Raw genomic sequence first — 1220 nt, 5'->3', positions numbered from 1 at the left:
CATCGGGCCAGGGTGACAAGGTCACGGTGAGCATCGCCAGCAACGGCGATGTGCAGGAAAACGTCGCCCCGACCTTCACCGTCAAGGTCGACCAGAAGCTCGATCACGACCTCAAGGTCACCCTGAGCAACGGCGACTCCGTCACCATTGAAGCGGGCAAGTTGTCGGCCATCTACACCGCGCCGGTGCAAGGTGACGACGTCTACAACGACCCAAGCAACCTGAGCCTGACCGTCGATTCGGCCAGCGTCACCGGCAAGACCTTCGAAAACCTGGTGATCGACGGCACCGCGGCCAACGTGGCCATCACTGACACCGTCAGCGAAGTCATCGCGACCCTGACCGTGGACAAATCCACCGTGGCTGAAGGCGGTTCGGTCACCTACACCGTGACCCTGACCAACGCGGCCGGTCTGCCGATCAATAACCACGGTCCGTTGGAGTTCACGCTGTCCGACGGTACGAAGGTGACTGTTCCAGCGAACGGGACCTCCGCTTCCGCCACCATCATCGCCAAGGATGACGTCTATACCGGCGGCCAGCCGTCCATCGTCAACAAACTGGAATCGGTCAGCGGCGCGGACAATTTCGAGAAGTTGACCCTGGGCAAGGACCAGTTCACCACCACTGTCACCGATGAGCCATCGGGCCAGGGTGACAAGGTCACGGTGAGCATCGCCAGCAACGGCGATGTGCAGGAAAACGTCGCCCCGACCTTCACCGTCAAGGTCGACCAGAAGCTCGATCACGACCTCAAGGTCACCCTGAGCAACGGCGACTCCGTCACCATTGAAGCGGGCAAGTTGTCGGCCATCTACACCGCGCCGGTGCAAGGTGACGACGTCTACAACGACCCAAGCAACCTGAGCCTGACCGTCGATTCGGCCAGCGTCACCGGCAAGACCTTCGAAAACCTGGTGATCGACGGCACCGCGGCCAACGTGGCCATCACTGACACCGTCAGCGAAGTCATCGCGACCCTGACCGTGGACAAATCCACCGTGGCTGAAGGCGGTTCGGTCACCTACACCGTGACCCTGACCAACGCGGCCGGTCTGCCGATCAATAACCACGGTCCGTTGGAGTTCACCCTGTCCGACGGCACGAAGGTGACTGTTCCAGCGAACGGGACCTCCGCTTCCGCCACCATCATCGCCAAGGATGACGTCTACACCGGCGGCCAGCCGTCCATCGTCAACAAACTGGAATCGGTCAGCGGC

Annotated in this window: 1 protein-coding gene; it reads left to right on the top strand. The window is 61.5% G+C overall.

Features of this window, described 5'->3' with window-relative positions; translation table 11 throughout:
* The coding region (locus KGA96_RS29615) for an immunoglobulin-like domain-containing protein (protein ID WP_317850361.1) at window positions 1-1220 on the top strand (1220 nt) is incomplete at both ends.

Origin of the sequence: Pseudomonas sp. GL-R-26 (assembly GCF_019947365.1) — a bacterium.
Taxonomy (GTDB): Bacteria; Pseudomonadota; Gammaproteobacteria; order Pseudomonadales; family Pseudomonadaceae; genus Aquipseudomonas.
This window is presented reverse-complemented; position numbering and strand designations above follow the sequence as displayed.